Below are 18,652 nucleotides of genomic sequence, written 5' to 3' on the forward strand. Positions count from 1 at the left end.
CTTAGATCTCTCCCTGGGCAACAGCATCCGCACGTCCGGACAAAACAGCAGTTATTGCGGCATCTTCATCCGCTTGCTCAACAAGCACGACGGTTAGCTTGCGCCCAAAGCGCGCTGCCTCCGCAAGCAGGCGACGGTTGAGCGCATCGCCTCCATGAATCACGACGGTTCCAGCCGCAGGAAGCTTGTCGACGCTTTCCTCCACCGACCCCTCTGCCTCCGGGGCTGAAATAACCGTGATCCCTTCTGCATCGAGTGCAATATTGGCAACACCAGAAACCAGTTCTTTGTCTTTTAATTGCAGCACGCGATTAGGAAATGTGGTGCCAGCAATATCAAGTGAGGATTCCTCCACATCAGCACCATGCTTTGCCTGCCATGCAGCTTCAGTATTGGCCACTAACTCCGGATCTCGTTGAGCAATTCGATCTCTATTGATGGAGCGAGAGAAAAAGTGGAAGGTAAATTGCGCGGGATCCAAGTTGTCATAGTAGGTTCCAAAGTGCTCCCACCAGCTCAAACTTGGCCTAGCGGCATTTTGTACCTTGGCCACTGAGGGTTTACGTGCATCTTGGTAAGCCTGCAAAGCTGCTGGAATGTTCTCTGGCTGTTTGGCTACTTCTTGAGCCAAGATGATGGCGTCTTCCATAGCCATCTTGGTGCCAGATCCCACAGAGAAGTGAGCGGTATGAATGGCATCGCCTAAGAAAGCAACATTTCCACTAAACCAGTTTTCCGTAGCTCGAGTTTGGAAGTTGGCCCACCGAGAGTTGTTGACAACAATCTCGTGCCCATCAAGCTCTTCAGCAAACAGGGCTTCAATATATGCCTTCGATTTCATATCTGATGGGCCAGGGGGCTGCGTGACATCGAATTCATCAAGGCCCGCTGCACGCCACGTTGCTTCATCGGCTTCAACAATGAAGGTGGATAGCTCATTGCTGATGGGATAGGCGTGGACTGCGAAGTTTCCGTGTTCGCTTTTGCGATGCAAAAACGTCAAACCGTCAAAGATACGAGTGGTGGCAAACCAAATGAACTTCGCTTCTGCCTGCACAACCTCATGGCCTAAAACGTCCTCGCCGATTTCACGCCGGGTTAAAGAGTTTGTGCCGTTGGCTGCAACAATGAGATCAAAACCATCAAGCTCTGTATGGGAAGCAATGTTGGTTCCAAACTTTAGCTCCACTCCCGCTTCAGTGGCTTTTGATTGAAGTGCACGGAGGAGATCCTTGCGGTGAATTGCAGACATTCCATTGCCGGCAAAAGAGTGTTTCTCCCCTTTGTTCCACACCTCAATGGCATCCCAGTGCCGTCCCTTTTCACGCAGCACATCATCCAAAACTGGATCCGCTTCTGTGATACGACGCAGGGTGGCATCTGAGAAAACAACGCCAAATCCAAAAACGTCTTCTTCGCGGTTTCGTTCAAACAGGACTACTTCTGCGGTTGGTAGGTAGCGCTTGAGCAAAGTTGCGGCGAACAGGCCTCCTGGGCCGCCACCAATGCAGGCAATTCGAATGTTCATATCGGTCATCTTTCTTTTAGCCTTTGATTGTTTAAATCACCCAGCTAATCGGTAGGTGATCTAAGCCACCACCCAAATATAACAACCGATCTAAGTTTCGTCCATACTTTGTTACAAGTAATCTTTGCTATTCACCCCCAAACAGCACATCACCAACCGCCTCCATGGCCATTGGACCTAAATCACGGTGCATCTCCGTGAGGTAGGAAAACGCTTCATCGCCATACCAATCCTCAGGCAATAGAGCTCTTGGCATAATCGGATCCTGATAGATGAAAGAGCGGTATTCATTAACCATGCCCACACGCTTGACCAGTGCCTGCTCGGCAGTTAGAGATTCCACCCCTACCGCTAACTCCCCCTTCCAATGCTCAATGAAATTTTTATAAACTTCTGAAATTCCCGCTAAATCCCAACATGTTTCAGCCAAACGCTTGTCCTCATCAAGCGATCCACTCCACAAATTGGCAACAAAAACCACCCCATCGCCACTCCCGTATTTGGAGCGAATTTTCTCTCTAACGTCACGCGGACAGATCCACGTATTAGCGTTGAGCTGGGCAAATCCTTCCCACCGCAAGCCATTACCCAGCAGTTTGGTTTCCACCCTCCCCAACACATTGGGATCAAACATGACGGTAGTCCACCTACCTACCCAAATAGGTTGAGCTTTAGAAAAAATACGTTCACGACCGTCTTCCAGAATTTTCATTAACCGATCAGTGGCCTGATAAGAAATCTCCCGGCCATGGCGTTGCGTTTCAAACCAGCCCTCTTTACGCATCCGCGAAAGAGTCACCCTCGCAGTTGCGGGCTCAACATCAAAAAGCTCCAAGAGTTGGGTAAGTTGCCCCACCCGAATACTTCCCCCCATATAGCGAACATAGTCACCAAAAAGGTCCATAACCAGATCTTTAGGTTTAGCCATCAATTGAAAATCCTTTACTCTAAAGCCCTTTTCCTATCGAGGGGTTGTGAAACATTTGAATTTCTGATTTCATCATTCATGTTACATGTTGTTCTTATCACAGCTGTTGTGTGATTAGAGCTACCTCATTACACAATCCTGCTTGGAGTCCCCATGAACGCATCTTCTGAGAATACGACACAGATCGCCCCAACTAATCATTCCAAACCCACCAAATCAGCGGCGTGGGTTATCATCCTTTGTTTCACCGCGATTATCTTTGACGGCTATGACCTCGTGGTCTACGGCGCCGTCGTGCCTTCGCTTTTGGCTTATGAAGCGTGGGGCCTTACTCCTGTAGAAACCGGAGCGTATGGCAGTTACGCACTGGCAGGCATGTTTATTGGTGCCATTTTGGTCGGTTACCTCACCGATATCATCGGACGAAGGAAAGTATTGCTTTACTGCATCACTGCCTTCTCACTACTCATGTTGTTGTCTGCGCTTGCACCCACCCCGTTCATCTTCGGTGCAAGCCGCTTCTTGGCGGGACTTGGCCTAGGTGGTGTGATCCCCACTGCAATCGCCATTACCGTTGAGTTTTCCAAACCACACCGCAGGAACTTCAACAACGCGCTGATGTTCTCCGGCTACGCATTCGGTGGCGTTATGGCATCACTTCTAGCCATGGCGTTGTTGGAACACATTGGATTCCGAGGCATGCTGGCAATTGGTGTGCTCCCCGTTGTAACCATTGTTCCCCTCATCTTCTTCCTCCTCCCAGAATCCCCCGCGTACCTCCGAAACCGAGGTCGGATCAGCGAAGCAGAACAAATTGAAGCAAGCTATGGGCTCACTCGTGAAGCGCCCGCGGGTGAGAAAGCAGCCGAAACGGTACGTCGAGAAGCCAAAAAAGGTCGCCTGTCAACCATGTTTAGCGGCGCTACGGCGCTTGCGACAATCCTCTTTTGCCTCGCTGGAATCGCAGGCCAGACCCTAGTCTATGGCCTCAATACCTGGATGCCCCAGCTACTTATTCTCGCTGATTATTCACTAGCATCCTCACTGAGTTTCTTGCTCACCGTCAACATTGGTGCAGTGGTCGGCGTGGTAATTACTTCCTATCTGGCCGACCGATTTGGCCCGCGGATCATCACATTCTTTTCGTTTGTGTCTTCTGGCCTGGCGCTTTTGACCATGGCAACAGGCGTTGTACCGCTTGTTGGAATGTATCTGCTGGTGGCGATCGTTGGCTTCGGATCAATTGGTGCTCAAATCCTGCTCAACGGGTTTGTGGCAACCTACTACGACAATGAGACCCGCGCCTCTGCCCTGGGATTGACGTTGGGTGTGGGACGTATCGGAGCAGTGCTGGCCATTTCAGGCGGTGGTGTACTGATCGCCGCTGGCTACTCCACCTTTATTAACTTCTCAGTCTGGTCCCTCGCAGCTGTTGTGGGAATGCTCGCCGTGACTTTGGTGCCACGCGTTAAAGCCACAAAAGATTCCAAGAAACTGGATCTGGCTTATCACTAAACAACAAAACTCCCCTTGGTGTTTTTCTTTGAAAACACCAAGGGGAGTTTTTTACATATTTCCTGCTACTTACAGCGGGTACTGTTGCTTTGGATCTTCAATGGTAATCCATTTTTCTTCCGTGAACTCGCGAATAACGGTTCTGCCATCAAAGCGGCCATAACCACTGTTTTTCATACCGCCATAGGGAGCATTTGCATCGTTTTGCACAGTTGCGCCATTGATATGAACATGGCCTGCCTCAATAGCCATCGCTGCTTGCAAGGTACGGAAAGAATCAGTGCCATGGACAGCTGCTGCTAAACCGTATTCAGTATCGTTGGCCAGGCGGATCGCCTCATCGTAGCCTTTCACACGGATCACTGTGGTAATCGGTGAAAATGTCTCTTCGTGGTAAATCTGCATATCTGGGGTGACCTTATCAATCACCGAGGGGCGGTGCGCCGCACGGTCTGCATGTCCTCCCACTGCGATCTCGGCGCCCTTTGACACGGCATCATCGATCATGGCGTTAATGCGATCACCGTTTCCGGGCTGATAAACGTATCCAATTTTCACTGATGGGTCTTTGACGGGATCGCCAGTCTTAAGTTCTGCCACGCGGGCGTTAAACTTCTCGATGAACTCATCTGCAATCGATTCATCAATAATGATGCGTTCTGTGGACATACAAATTTGTCCCTGATACATGAAGGCGCCAAACACAGCGGCGTTAACGGCACCATCAACATCTGCATCGTCAAGGATCACCAACGGGGCTTTTCCACCAAGTTCCAGCAGAGCTGGCTTTAAGTTCCTACCCGCTTTTTCTGCAATAATGCGACCAACTCTGGTGGAACCGGTGAAGTTCACGCGCCTGACGGCAGGGTGTTCAATAATCGCATCTACAACTGCATCAGAGTCTTCTGGACGGTTGGTAATAAAGTTGGCGACACCCGCAGGCAAACCCGCATCGATCAAGACTTCAACCAGCATTTGATGGGTCCGAGGGCTACCTTCTGAAGCCCTAAAAACAACCGTGTTGCCACAGACCAACGGGTATGCCAGACCACGCATGCCCAAAACTCCAGGCGCATTCCACGGAGCCATACTCAGCACCACACCAGCTGGCTGTCGCACCGTCATCGATAACACACCACGATCATTAGGCATCGTTTCACCAAGAAGCTGCGATGCCAAACCAGCTGCCTCACGCAAAGCCTGCGTGGTGAGGAAGACATTAAACCCAGCCCAGTCAGGCGACGCGGAAACTTCCCTACTCATTGTCGCGATAAATTCCTCTGCGCGTTCCTCTAAAAGATCCGCGGCCTTAAGCAAAATCCGACGACGCTCAGTAGGTCCCGTCTGCGCCCAGCCAGGAAAAGCCTTCGACGCCGATTCGACTGCCTCAATGGCATCCTCAACTGAAGCAGCTGCGCCTTGAGTAACGACATGACCATCCTGCGCATGCAGGCGATCAAATATCTCCCCAGTCGACGCTGCGCGCTTCTCATTGTCGATAATCAATTGTGATTGCATAGGCTGATCATTAGACACCGTTTGCTCCCCTTTCAAAGGAAAAGATCTAACACTTCAAAGAATCCACCCGATCCTAGCGTTAGATCACAAAAGTTGCCATGACGTCATATTTAACACAAATGCAAGAGGTAGGCTCTAAAACGCCGAACACGCTCAAGAATCGTGTTGATCCAGGTGTCACATAACCAGCTTTTTGCTTGTCGACGCCCCACCCCACCGGGCCCGAAGGCCCCTTAAAACACAAAAAAGAGGTGTGGTACGCAACATCATCGTTGCGTACCACACCTCTACTATTTTTGTTAAGTTTTTGGTCGGCGGTAACCTACTCTCCCACACCCTCCCGAGTGCAGTACCATCAGCGTAACCAGGCTTAGCTTCCGGGTTCGGAAAGGGACCGGGCGTTTCCCTGCTACTATCACCACCGACACAACCACACACCAAACCAACCAACAGGCTGGTTGTGTTGTGTCAGACACTGCATAATGGACGCGAACACCACATGTTCAATTTTTCGTTACGTTGCGTTTAGGAACAACCCCACACGGGGTGTTTGTTGTTATCGGTACATTAGTACCAGTCACCTCCACACCTCACAGTGCTTCCAGATCTGGCCTATCAACCCCATAATCTACAGGGAACCTCAAACGAAACCTCATCTCGAAACAGGCTTCCCGCTTAGATGCTTTCAGCGGTTATCCCTCCCGTACGTAGCCAACCAGCCCTGCTCCTGGCGGAACAACTGGCACACCAGAGGTACGTCCGTCCCGGTCCTCTCGTACTAGGGACAGCCTTCCTTCAAGTTTCAACGCGCGCGGCGGATAGAGACCGAACTGTCTCACGACGTTCTAAACCCAGCTCGCGTGCCGCTTTAATGGGCGAACAGCCCAACCCTTGGGACCTACTCCAGCCCCAGGATGCGACGAGCCGACATCGAGGTGCCAAACCATCCCGTCGATATGGACTCTTGGGGAAGATCAGCCTGTTATCCCCGGGGTACCTTTTATCCGTTGAGCGACACCACAACCACAAGTAGGTGCCGGATCACTAGTCCCGACTTTCGTCCCTGCTCCACCTGTCAGTGTCACAGTCAAGCTCCCTTGTGCACTTACACTCACCACCTGATTACCAACCAAGCTGAGGAAACCTTTGGGCGCCTCCGTTACATTTTGGGAGGCAACCGCCCCAGTTAAACTACCCACCAGGCACTGTCCCCAACCCAGATCATGGGCCAAGGTTAGACATCCAATCCGATCAGAGTGGTATTTCACCAACGACTCACACACAACTAGCGTCACATGATCACAGTCTCCCACCTATCCTACACAAACCGAATCAAACACCAATACCAAGCTATAGTGAAGGTCCCGGGGTCTTTTCGTCCTGCCGCGCGTAACGAGCATCTTTACTCGTACTGCAATTTCACCGGGCCTGTGGTTGAGACAGCAGGGAAGTCGTTACGCCATTCGTGCAGGTCGGAACTTACCCGACAAGGAATTTCGCTACCTTAGGATGGTTATAGTTACCACCGCCGTTTACTGGGGCTTAAATTCTCAGCTTCGCAAAGTAAACTTCACTAACCGGTCCTCTTAACCTTCCAGCACCGGGCAGGCGTCAGTCCGTATACATCAACTTCAACGTCTTCGCACGGACCTGTGTTTTTAGTAAACAGTCGCTTCCCTCTATTCTCTGCGACCACCACCAGCAAAAAAGATGCATGATCTTCCCACCAGTAGTGGCCCCCCTTCTCCCGAAGTTATGGGGGCATTTTGCCGAGTTCCTTAACCACAGTTCACCCGAACGCCTTAGTATTCTCTACCTGACTACCTGTGTCGGTTTAGGGTACGGGCCGAATACCACCATCGCTAGAGGCTTTTCTCGACAGCACAGGATCACCCACTTCACCCAAAAAGGGCTCCGCATCACGCCTCACACAAAAACAGTGCGGATTTGACCTACACTGCGTGCCACACGCTTACACCACAATCCAATAAGTGGCTAGGCTACCTCCCTGCGTCACCCCATCACTTAGCTACTACCAGATCAGGTCCCACGCAACCACACACCACCACAATCAAAGAAAGTGACAGGTGCTTATGGGTGGTTAGTATCACTGATTCACCATGGTCGCTGATACTCGGGTACGGGAATATCAACCCGTTATCCATCGACTACGCCTGTCGGCCTCGCCTTAGGCCCCGACTCACCCTGGGAAGATTAACTTGACCCAGGAACCCTTAGTCATCCGGCGGATACGTTTCTCACGCATCAATCGTTACTCATGCCTGCATTCTCACTCGCACACACTCCACCCAAGGTCACCCTCAAGCTTCACCGTAGTGCACGACGCTCCCCTACCCAACAATCCACAAGGGATCATTGCCGCGGCTTCGGCGGTGTACTTAAGCCCCACTACATTGTCGGCGCGGAATCACTCGACCAGTGAGCTATTACGCACTCTTTCAAGGATGGCTGCTTCTAAGCCAACCTCCTGGCTGTCTTCGCGACCCCACCTCCTTTTCCACTTAGCACACCCTTAGGGGCCTTAGCCGGCGATCTGGGCTGTTTCCCTCTCGACTACGAAGCTTATCCCCCGCAGTCTCACTGCTGCACTCTCACTTACCGGCATTCGGAGTTTGGCTGATGTCGCTAAGATGATAGTCCCGCTAAACCATCCAGTAGCTCTACCTCCGGCAAGAAACACACAACGCTGCACCTAAATGCATTTCGGGGAGAACCAGCTATCACGGAGTTTGATTGGCCTTTCACCCCTACCCACAACTCATCCCCTCAGTTTTCAACCTAAGTGGGTTCGCGCCTCCACAACCTCTTACAGCTGCTTCACACTGGCCATGGGTAGATCACTCCGCTTCGGGTCCAAGACATGCCACTAAAAAAATCACCCTCGTTAGGATTCGGTTTCCCTACGGCTACCCCACACGGGTTAACCTCGCGACATGCCGCTGACTCGCAGGCTCATTCTTCAAAAGGCACGCCATCACACACCAAAGGTGCGCTCTGACGGATTGTCAGCACACGGTTTCAGGTACTATTTCACTCCCCTCCCGGGGTACTTTTCACCATTCCCTCACGGTACTAATCCGCTATCGGTCATATCAAGTATTCAGGCTTACCGGGTGGTCCCGGCTAATTCACAGCAGATTCCACGAGCCCGCTGCTACTCGGGGTATCAACAACCACACACACCACCATGGCCTTCATGTACAGGACTCTCACCTTCTACGGTAGGCGTTCCCACACCACTTCCACTAACCACGCGATATATGCCCACATCCGGCAGAATATGGATGTTGTTGCCCCACAACCACCTACATGCAACCCCTGCCGGGTATCACACACATAAGTTTTAGCCATCATCCACGTTCGCTCGCCACTACTAACGGAATCACAATTGTTTTCTTCTCCTACGGGTACTGAGATGTTTCACTTCCCCGTGTCAACCCCCACACCAGCTATATATTCACTGATGGGTAACCACACATTACTGCAGCTGGGTTTCCCCATTCGGACATCCTCGGATCAACGCTTAGTTGGCAACTCCCCGAGGCATAACGCAGCCTCTCACGTCCTTCATCGGCTTGATATGCCAAGGCATCCACCGTGTGCCCTAAAAAACAACAAACACAAAAAACCAACCACCACCACAATAAACAACAACGTGCTCATCTCATGGCGTTTGGCGCGTTCGGTCACACAACAAAATAAACAAAAAAATAAAGATGCTCGCGTCCACTATACAGTTCTCACACAACACACCACCCACACCACAACCAACACCACAAAGGCAATTGATTAAGCTGTGAATGCTCGATGTTAGAAACAACCCACACACACCACACACAGTGTGGCGCTTGCGATGTCATTCCAGACACCCAACAGCATGCCATCTAATTCAGCCAGAAGTATTGTTTCTGGTTTTTGTCACCCCAGGGGGTCATCTCCACCCGATTAAATAAGTGTTGGTGGCAACCACATCCGGGTTCCAACACCAACAACCACACACCCAAACAACTGCTCTAGTGGTGGTTTATATAAAGCTCCTTAGAAAGGAGGTGATCCAGCCGCACCTTCCGGTACGGCTACCTTGTTACGACTTCGTCCCAATCGCCGATCCCACCTTCGACAGCTCCCCCCAAAAAAGGTTGGGCCACTGGCTTCGGGTGTTACCAACTTTCATGACGTGACGGGCGGTGTGTACAAGGCCCGGGAACGTATTCACCGCAGCGTTGCTGATCTGCGATTACTAGCGACTCCGACTTCATGGGGTCGAGTTGCAGACCCCAATCCGAACTGAGGCCGGCTTTAAGAGATTAGCTCCACCTCACGGTGTGGCAACTCGCTGTACCGACCATTGTAGCATGTGTGAAGCCCTGGACATAAGGGGCATGATGATTTGACGTCATCCCCACCTTCCTCCGAGTTAACCCCGGCAGTCTCTCATGAGTACCCACCAAATGTGCTGGCAACATAAGACAAGGGTTGCGCTCGTTGCGGGACTTAACCCAACATCTCACGACACGAGCTGACGACAACCATGCACCACCTGTGAACCGACCACAAGGGAAAACGTATCTCTACGCCGATCCGGTCCATGTCAAGCCCAGGTAAGGTTCTTCGCGTTGCATCGAATTAATCCACATGCTCCGCCGCTTGTGCGGGCCCCCGTCAATTCCTTTGAGTTTTAGCCTTGCGGCCGTACTCCCCAGGCGGGGCGCTTAATGCGTTAGCTGCGGCACAGAAGTCGTGGAAGACCCCTACACCTAGCGCCCACCGTTTACGGCATGGACTACCAGGGTATCTAATCCTGTTCGCTACCCATGCTTTCGCTCCTCAGCGTCAGTTACTGCCCAGAGACCTGCCTTCGCCATCGGTGTTCCTCCTGATATCTGCGCATTTCACCGCTACACCAGGAATTCCAGTCTCCCCTACAGCACTCAAGTTATGCCCGTATCGCCTGCACGCCCGAAGTTAAGCCCCGGGATTTCACAGACGACGCGACAAACCACCTACGAGCTCTTTACGCCCAGTAATTCCGGACAACGCTCGCACCCTACGTATTACCGCGGCTGCTGGCACGTAGTTAGCCGGTGCTTCTTCTCAAGGTACCGTCACCCACAAGTGGGCTTCGTCCCAAGCGAAAGGAGTTTACAACCCGAAGGCCTTCATCCCCCACGCGGCGTCGCTGCATCAGGCTTGCGCCCATTGTGCAATATTCCCCACTGCTGCCTCCCGTAGGAGTCTGGGCCGTGTCTCAGTCCCAATGTGGCCGTACACCCTCTCAGGCCGGCTACCCGTCGACGCCTTGGTAGGCCATTACCCCACCAACAAGCTGATAGGCCGCAGGCTCATCCCACACCGCAAAAGCTTTCCACACCACCCCTACAGTGATGTGAGTATTCGGTATTAGACCCAGTTTCCCAGGCTTATCCCAAAGTGCAGGGCAGATCACCCACGTGTTACTCACCCGTTCGCCACTCATCCACCCCAGCAAGCTAGGGCTTCAGCGTTCGACTTGCATGTGTTAAGCACGCCGCCAGCGTTCGTCCTGAGCCAGGATCAAACTCTCCACAAAAAAACATGAAAAATGCTTAAGGCTTGTGAAAAGCCCAACACCTGACAAAAACAACAACACCCCCACCAACCACACCAAAGCATGGCCAGAAAAAAGAGGGTGTTACTGGCATTATCAAAATAAATAATGATGTGTGTGGGTTTCTTCCCTTGACGGGGAACAAGACCACCCACACGATAATCATGCCAACAATAGTTTTATTGTTTACAGTGATGGATAATTTTGGCGATCCACCACCCGGCATGACCCACCACCTCACAAAAATATGTGAAATGGTAGTGACAAAAATAAAATAAATGGCACACTATTGAGTTCTCAAACAACACACGCACACCCCAAAACACACAACGTTTTTTGTTGGTTGATGTCTTGTTGGCAGCTTGTTCAACGTTACTTCATCTTGATGATGTTCACCAAATCGGTGATGTTCTTCAAAAATGGAAGGTTTGTTGATGTTTTGCCAGCGTTTGTTTTCCTAGATCCGCCACACAATCCACACTGTGGTGGGGCGTTGTTGGTCGCGCTGACTTCAATTAAGTTACACACCCTTTAATCAACCCGCAAACACACAGGTCAACACGCTATTCAACCACACACTACCCGCAGTCCGCCCGACAACCTTGCTCGAGCGTGGGGAGGGCGGCGTCGAAAAGCGCCTTTATTGTAGGTGTGATCTTTGGGGGGAAGTATTTAATGATCCTACCAATACCGCTTTTTGGTATGTAAAGTGATCTGGGACGCAGATTTGAACCGTCGAAACTCACATCACATGAAGCGAGGGCTACCTTGTTTACTATTACTGGATTTGCCGATGAGATCGCGCATGATCTCGATGAACAGATTTCCCTTCTATCGAAATTGAACATCAACCATGTGGAGTTCCGCAGCGCATGGGGAACCAAAATTCTTGATCTCAATGAACAACAACTAACGGACGCTAAATCTAAGCTCGACGCAGCGGGAATTTCGCTTTCTGCTGTTGGCTCCGATTTGGGCAAAATCAATATCACTGATCCTTTTGAGGATCATTTGGCACGCGCTACCCACGGTATTGAGGTAGCGAAGTTTTTTAATGCGAAATATATCCGCATGTTTTCCTTCTTTATCCCAGAAGGAGACAACCCGGAGGATTACCGTGAAGAAGTCCTCTCCAGAACTCGCGCAATGGTTGAGCTTGCTGAAGCCGGTGGCATCATCTTGCTTCATGAAAACGAGAAGGGAATCTACGGCGATTCCCCTCAACGGGTAAAAGACCTAGTCACAAGCATTGATTCGCCTACTTACCGTGCTATCTACGATGCCGCCAACTATGTGCAAACTGGATTTAAACCATTCGATGAAGCCTGGCCCCTGGTTAAAAATTATGTGGATTATGTCCATGTCAAAGACGCCACTATTCCGGACACCGATCACCCACTTGGAATTATCAAGCCAGCCGGCCAGGGCGATGGACAATACCCCGAGCTTTTATCTGCACTTAACCAGCAGGGATACAACGGCTTTGTTTCCATCGAACCTCATCTAGGTGATTTCGATGAGTTTGGTGGGCTATGCGGACCAGAACTATGGAGTAGTGCACACAAAGCACTGGTAGAAATCCTGGACACGCTCGGCGCAGATTACGACTAAGGACAATTGATTATGACAAATGCAGCAATTGTCGGCTGCGGCGATGTTGCGATTGTTCACGCAGAAGCATTAGCAGCTTTAGGCGAAGAACTGGGCATTAACTTTGTCGCCGTAGTGGACAAAGACCTTTCCATTGCACAAGACTTTGCAGACCACGTTGGTGTGGAAGCCTACGAAAGCTTGCCAGATTTGTTGGCTAAACACCCTGTGGACGTTGTGCACATCACCACTCCCCACGATCAACACATTGATTTGGCCATTGAGGCGTTAAGCCAAGGGGTGCATGTGATCGTCGAAAAGCCTTTGGCTAATGAGTTGGCACAAGCCCAGCGTCTCATTGACTACCTTGAGGCCCAGCGACAGTCCCAGGCCCAGGTTCGTGCTCCAAAAATCGGTGTGTGCTACCAGAATCGCTACAACGTGTCTTCGCAGGAACTGCGTCGACTACTAGATTCTGGGGAACTCGGAACCATAAATGGTGCATATGCATCTGTCGTATGGACTAGAACTCCAGGGTATTACACCCAAAAACCGTGGCGTGGCCAGCAGGCTCACTCCGGTGGCGGCCTGTTAATGAACCAAGCAATTCACACTCTAGATCTCTTGCAGTGGTTCTTAGGCCCAGCCGAATCAGTCAAAGGCACAGTTTCTACAGATAAATACGCAGATGTTATCGATGTTGAAGACACTGCCCACGCATATATCGGCCATGAATCGGGAGTTCATACAAGCTTCTACGGAACACTCACCAATTCCCGCCACCGCCATGTAGAAATTGAGCTTGACTGCGAAAACGCACTGGTAGAACTACGGGACGGCTTGGTGGTCAACTGGGCTGATGGCCGGGTTGAGCACTTCCAAGAACGCACCCAGGAGACAGAAGGCAGAAGCTATTGGGGTGTAAGCCATGAGCTTTTCATTCGAGATTTCTACGAAAAACTGCACGATGAAGAACCATTTTGGATTGGCCCGGAAGAAGCCATGTCCTCATTAAAGATTGCAAAAGAAATCTACAGCTCTTCACTCTCAAGAAAATAACTTCTAAGAAAATAACTTCTAAGAAGTTAACCCGCCAATTCAACCAAGGAGAATCACATGAACAAGAAAATCCGACTGGGTATCATCGGCCTCGGCGCTGAAGGAGCAATGTATGCAAACTTCCTTCGCGATGGCCGCGTTGACAATATGGAAATCGGGGCGATTTGTGACATCCTTCCAGAAAAGAAAGAACAAGCCGGAGAATACGGTGTCCCTTTCTACGCTGATTACAAAGAACTTGTTACCTCGGGTGATGTTGATGCCATTGTTACGACTGTCCCCCACTACCTCCACCCGGAAATTGGGATTTTCGCGCTGGAAAACAATGTGCACGCGCTCGTAGAAAAGCCAGTTGGCGTGTACACCAAGCAGGCTAAGGAACTGATCGAGTTTGCAAAAACCAAACCTGAGTTGAAGTTCGGCGTATTTTTCAACCAGCGCACCAACCAGCTGTACAAGGATCTAAAATCCATCATGGATTCCGGTGAACTGGGCAAACTACGCCACACTTCTTGGATTATCACCACATGGTGGCGCCCGCAGGGTTACTACAACCAGTCAGATTGGCGTGCAACATGGGGCGGTGAAGGCGGTGGCGTGCTGGTGAATCAGGCACCTCACCAGCTCGATCTGTGGCAATGGATCTGCGGAACTCCCGAGAAAGTATTTGCACGCAATTCCTATGGCTTCCGACGTGACATTGCAGTTGAAGATGAAGTCCACGCACTGGTGTCCTTCCCCGATGGCGCATCCGGTGCTTTTATCACCTGTACCCACGACATGATTGGTACCGATCGCCTGGAAATCCTATGCGATAAGGGCAAGATCGTCGTTGATGACTCCAAGAAGGTCACCATTTCACGCCTTGTTGATAATGAGGAAGTTTTATCGCAAAACATGGACATGGAAGATGTCCGCAAATTGTTCACCGGCCAGTTAGACATGACCAAGTACCTCTCCGTGGAAACTAAAGCGTACGAATCCGTGTGGGGCGAACAACACTGCGAGGTCATGCGCAACTTTGCTGCCGCCATCCACGGCGAAGAAGAACTCTTAGCACCAGGCAGCGACGGTATTTACGGCGTTGCCTTGGCAAACGGAATCCACCTTTCTTCTTGGACTGGCGAGGAAGTGGACTTGGTTAACTTTGATGAGCAAACCTACCTCAATGAGCTCAACAAACGCATCGAGGCAGAAGGAAAATTTGAGGTGCGTAACTAATGGCAAATATTGGCGTGCAAATGATGATGCTTAAGGATCAGGTCGCCGAACAAGGCATGTACCCAGTCCTTGAAAAGCTCAAGGAACTCAACATCGCTTCAGTTGAGGTATCCCAAATCCCCATGAATGAGGAAAACACCGCAGCCCTTGAGCGAGGTATTTCGGAGTTAGGCATTGAAGTCGGAGCGTTATCGGTGGCATATGGACCATCCGCGGCACCAGGCGTAGATAACCTCGAGACCGACTTTGACAAGATTGTGGCAGACTGCAAGCGTCTCGGAGTCAAATTCACCCGCATCGGCATGATGCCTTTTCAAGCCATGACGTCAAAAGAAGCCACTGAAGCCTGGGCTGCCGAGGTTGAACCGTACGCGGCACGTTTGGCAGCAGAAGGTATCACACTGTGCTACCACAATCATCACGTTGACCTGCACAAATTCGGAAATGAACGCATCTTCGACATCGTTCGACGCGTAGCCCCTTCCCTCTACTTCGAAGTAGATCTCCACTGGGTTCAACGAGGCGGCATGGCACCCTTGGACATGCTCAAGGAATACGCCGGTGTCTGTAAACTCATCCACGTTAAAGATTTCCGAGTCACCGAACTCCCCCAGGAAGCGATGGATCTTTTCACCGCCGGAGACTTTATCAAAGGCTATGAGAAATTTGTCAACATCGTGGAGTTCGCCGAAGTCGGCCAAGGAAACATGAACTGGCCAAAGCTACTCCCCGCCGCACAAGCAGCAGGTGCTGAATACTACTTCATCGAACAGGACATGACCTACGGTCGCGACCCCTTCGATTGCATCAAGGATTCCCGCGAATACTTAGACTCTATAGGCTGGTAGGGCAATTAAAGGAGGCAGTTACTGCCTCCTTTAATTTGCTTTTCGACGCCTCCCTCCTCCACCAACCCTTCTGGCTGGTGGAGGATCATTCATTTAAACACCATGGGTCAGACACCATGGTCAGACATCGTGGGGCACGTTCTAAAGCCGTCATATACGGCCAAATCCATAGGCGCTTTAAGGATCCTTGGTCACCAGAACAAGTTTGATCGACCGAATACCTGCATATTTGACCAAAACCCGGCACAAAATAAGCGCTCTTGGTTGCGCGATCAAATAAGAGACAAATCTGAAAAGAAGATCTAGGAAAAGTGCCCCCTTCAGAATCGCTTGTAAGGCTTTCAAAGATTCCACCTGTTACAAATACTCATGTGGAAAACTCGGTTGCTTAAACGGCCTGTAACAGCATCAATCCAAAACCAACTGCCCAGTTTATTTATGCGATTAACAAAAACCTCATCAGTAACCGGGACTATTTAAACAGGCAAAAACCTCCCGGGTGCTTCGATGGATAACACCCAAGAGGTTTTGTCACATGACGTTATTTAGGCTAGACCTTATACCACTGTCGCATCACGCCTGGAAGCGAGAATCGCAACGTTTTGATCAACAGTCTTCTTCTTTAGCGGGTACAAGAAGAGCAAAGCCAATGAAACCACAATCAAGCCGACACCAGGGATAACATTAGCTAGGAAGTACACACCATCAACTGCAGACTGCGGTTGGGCAAGTCCCTGAGATGCAACCTCAGAATCAAATCCCACCCACGCTAAAGATGCACCGATCAGGAATCCAGCAAGAGCCTGACCAAGCTTGCGTGCCCAGGAGTACACCGCATAAACAGTTCCATCGTCACGGTGTCCTGTGCGTACTTCTTGATAATCAATCACATCTGTAATGAATGCCCAGATCAAGAAGTTGAAAACGTTGACACAAAACATCGCTACCGCATAGAAGCTAATCCATACCGCGGCACTTTCAATCTTCAAGAAATATGCCACTAAGAAAATGACACCAGCGGCAAAGGTTACGGTTATCCCGACTTCAGCCTTGCCAAACTTCTTTGCCAACCATGGTGACAAAACAATGAGAATTAGTGATGGAACCAAAGCAACAAAGGAAGCAGGAGACTGCAAACGACCATCATGGAAGTACTCAAGGAAAAGGTATCCCAGCATTCCTCCCACATACATGAAAGCAAGAAGCAGAACCAATGCTGCAACGATTAGTGCGAGCAGCGCCCGGTTGCTTAAGACAGTTGCGAGCATTTTACCTAGTCCAACAGATTGCTTTGGCACATCCTGGTTTTCAATAACTCTTTCCTCCACGAGGAAGTACAAACCTGCGTAACAAAAGACCGCGAGGATTGAACAGACCACTGCCGCCCACATCATCCGTTCACCGGAGATAACAGATACACCTGCAGCGTTGGTGACATAAACGATCAGTGGAAGCAGGCTCGAGATAACGATGTTCGCAAGATTACCTCCGGTCGAGCGCCATGCTGAAAGATGGGAACGATCATCAGGATTCGCAGAAATCACTGACGCCATAGAGCCGTAAGGAATATTAATCGCGCTATAGCAGAAAGATCCCCACAAGAAATAGGTAGCAGTCATCCAGACGACCTTCGCTGCATAAGAATCGAAATCAGCAACAAAAGACATATACATCAGTGCTGACGCGATAGCGACGGGAATAGCTATCCATTTCACCCATCGCTTGAATTTGAAGCCCGCTTTAGCGTTGGGGAAACGGTCGACAATAATTCCCATTGCAACGTCCGTAAATGCGTCAAAAATACGTGCAACCAACAACAAGGTGCCTACGTGCCCGGGATGAATACCAACGACATTGGTATAAAACAGCATAAAAAATGTCGACTGCAAAATAAACGTGAAGTCATTTCCAAAGTCGCCGAACATGTAGCCGAGTTTGTCGCGGAAGCCGAATGGTCGCACTTCTCGTTCGACTGTTGTGGGTGCAGCTGCACCAATAGTGTTGGTCATCTGTATCTCCAATTTGCACAGAATCTGAATAGGTTAACTTGAAATGAACTGAACCATGGTATTGGTGATACATGCTACCAATCAAGACACTCTGTAATCCACCACACAATCAAAAAGGGGTAGTGATTTAAACTACGAGCAAAAAGTGCAAATAAGGTAACTTCAATCGATGACTAAACATGTGATCTAAACACTTGGGGTACCTGCAAAAATAGAATCGGCTCCCACTCGACCACGAATGCTCGTTAAGCATTGCAAAGAAGTCCGTTGACAAATACGGGGGTAGAGAACACAGAACAAAGTGACCAGCATGCCCCGAAATGATCACATTAAAGGCAGTACCCTAAACAGCATAAATACCTGGAATCACAACAACGCCTACCATCCCTGGCTACTGAAGAAATTAGGCAATAAGAGATCGCTTCTCGACGTCGGCTCCGGCGACCACACATTCACGTCACTAGCCGCAGCACAGGTACCAGGACGACGGGTAACCGTGGTCGACCCATTGATCAACACCACGTTTGAAAAATTCCAAAGCGCACAATCCTACGATGCGATTACATTCATCGCTTCCCTCCATCACATGGAAACCACATCTGCTCTTCGGAAAGCGGACGATCGACTGAACCCCGGAGGCAAACTACTCATCGTAGGCCTATCCAAGAACAAAACGCCCCTTGATTGGTTTATCGCTACAATTCAATCTCTATTTGCTCGACCGATCGGCCTTATGTTTAAGGAGGAAAAGAACTACAAATTCCCTACAAAAGAACCTACTGAAAGCTTCAAAGAATCCACCCGATCCTAGCGTTAGATCACAAGCGA

General features: G+C 50.3%; 10 protein-coding genes and 3 rRNA genes. 6 read left to right on the top strand and 7 right to left on the bottom strand.

What is annotated here, in order from left to right:
* Position 1 precedes the first annotated feature (1 nt).
* Entirely contained in the window at positions 2 to 1,528 is a 1,527-nt protein-coding gene (locus N24_RS13280; RefSeq protein WP_096460216.1) for an FAD-dependent monooxygenase, read from the bottom strand.
* A gap of 127 nt (positions 1,529 to 1,655) precedes the next feature.
* A complete protein-coding gene (locus tag N24_RS13285; protein ID WP_096458047.1) occupies positions 1,656 to 2,456 on the bottom strand; it encodes a PaaX family transcriptional regulator in 801 nt (266 codons plus the stop codon).
* Between the two features lie 153 nt (positions 2,457 to 2,609).
* Between N24_RS13285 and N24_RS13290 the strand changes: the two genes are divergently transcribed.
* Positions 2,610 to 3,971: an MFS transporter gene (locus tag N24_RS13290; RefSeq protein WP_096458050.1), complete on the top strand. Its 1,362-nt coding sequence runs from the start codon at positions 2,610 to 2,612 to the stop codon at positions 3,969 to 3,971.
* Between the two features lie 69 nt (positions 3,972 to 4,040).
* Here N24_RS13290 and N24_RS13295 read toward each other — a convergent pair whose 3' ends face one another.
* From N24_RS13295 to N24_RS13310, 4 genes are all read right to left on the bottom strand, one after another.
* Entirely contained in the window at positions 4,041 to 5,507 is a 1,467-nt protein-coding gene (locus N24_RS13295; RefSeq protein WP_197702405.1) for an aldehyde dehydrogenase, read from the bottom strand.
* 291 nt (positions 5,508 to 5,798) lie between these two features.
* A 5S ribosomal RNA gene (gene rrf, locus N24_RS13300) occupies positions 5,799 to 5,915 on the bottom strand.
* Positions 5,916 to 6,036: 121 nt separating this feature from the next.
* Positions 6,037 to 9,129 (bottom strand): 23S ribosomal RNA (locus tag N24_RS13305).
* Positions 9,130 to 9,552: 423 nt separating this feature from the next.
* Positions 9,553 to 11,079: ribosomal RNA gene (locus N24_RS13310) — 16S ribosomal RNA — on the bottom strand.
* Together the 16S, 23S and 5S rRNA genes form the textbook arrangement of a ribosomal RNA operon.
* 786 nt (positions 11,080 to 11,865) lie before the next feature.
* Between N24_RS13310 and N24_RS13325 the strand changes: the two genes are divergently transcribed.
* From N24_RS13325 to N24_RS13340, 4 genes are read left to right on the top strand one after another with little or no spacing between them, the layout of a single operon-like run.
* Entirely contained in the window at positions 11,866 to 12,708 is an 843-nt protein-coding gene (locus tag N24_RS13325) for a sugar phosphate isomerase/epimerase family protein (RefSeq protein WP_096458053.1), read from the top strand.
* Between the two features lie 12 nt (positions 12,709 to 12,720).
* Positions 12,721 to 13,746, top strand: a complete 1,026-nt coding sequence (locus N24_RS13330; RefSeq protein WP_096458056.1) for a Gfo/Idh/MocA family protein — start codon at positions 12,721 to 12,723, stop codon at positions 13,744 to 13,746.
* Between the two features lie 57 nt (positions 13,747 to 13,803).
* Complete coding sequence (locus N24_RS13335) at positions 13,804 to 14,967, top strand: Gfo/Idh/MocA family protein (protein WP_096458059.1); 1,164 nt, start codon at positions 13,804 to 13,806, stop codon at positions 14,965 to 14,967.
* Positions 14,967 to 15,815: a sugar phosphate isomerase/epimerase family protein gene (locus tag N24_RS13340; RefSeq protein ID WP_096458063.1), complete on the top strand. Its 849-nt coding sequence runs from the start codon at positions 14,967 to 14,969 to the stop codon at positions 15,813 to 15,815. The genes N24_RS13335 and N24_RS13340 overlap by 1 nt, the downstream gene beginning before the upstream one ends.
* Before the next feature lie 557 nt (positions 15,816 to 16,372).
* Here the strand turns inward: N24_RS13340 and N24_RS13345 are convergent.
* A complete protein-coding gene (locus N24_RS13345) occupies positions 16,373 to 17,824 on the bottom strand; it encodes an MFS transporter (protein ID WP_096458066.1) in 1,452 nt (483 codons plus the stop codon).
* Between the two features lie 310 nt (positions 17,825 to 18,134).
* Between N24_RS13345 and N24_RS13350 the strand changes: the two genes are divergently transcribed.
* The gene (locus tag N24_RS13350) at positions 18,135 to 18,635 is read left to right on the top strand and encodes a class I SAM-dependent methyltransferase (RefSeq protein WP_231911019.1); all 501 of its coding nucleotides are present in this window, start codon (positions 18,135 to 18,137) and stop codon (positions 18,633 to 18,635) included.
* The last annotated feature ends 17 nt before the right edge of the window (positions 18,636 to 18,652 follow it).

The organism is Corynebacterium suranareeae (genome assembly GCF_002355155.1).
GTDB lineage: Bacteria > Actinomycetota > Actinomycetes > Mycobacteriales > Mycobacteriaceae > Corynebacterium > Corynebacterium suranareeae.